General features: G+C 74.2%; 1 pseudogene. It reads right to left on the reverse strand.

Annotation, left to right across the window (positions count from 1 at the left end):
- Nucleotides 1-313 (reverse strand): annotated as a pseudogene (locus C7C45_RS33095) (ABC transporter permease); the annotation flags it as partial.
- Between the last annotated feature and the right edge of the window lie 12 nt (nt 314-325).

The following is a 325-nucleotide window of genomic DNA, read 5'->3' on the forward strand; positions in this document are numbered from 1 at the left end:
CCTGCGGTAGAGAGGTGCCGAGAACCCAGCCGGAAGGTACGCAGGTCGAGCCGAGTGGCCGGGCTGCCGCCGGGGAGAGCAAAATTTGCGCCTGTCCGATCGGTTCCGGCAGCGCGTACCCGGGAAGGTCGGCGGCAGCGGTTGGCCGGTCCGTCCCGGGATCCACCTGGTTCACCCGTACGGTCACCAGGCCGTCGTGCAGGTAGCGCGGGTCGGTCACCACCACGCCCCCGGCGCGCAGCACCGCCGTGGCGGCGGCGGTGGCGGCCGGGTCCGCGCCGGTGAGCAGTGGCAGCGCGCCCCCGTCGTCCACCCCGGTCTGCAC

Origin of the sequence: Micromonospora arborensis, from assembly GCF_003205615.1 — a bacterium.
GTDB classification, from domain to species: Bacteria; Actinomycetota; Actinomycetes; order Mycobacteriales; family Micromonosporaceae; genus Micromonospora; species Micromonospora arborensis.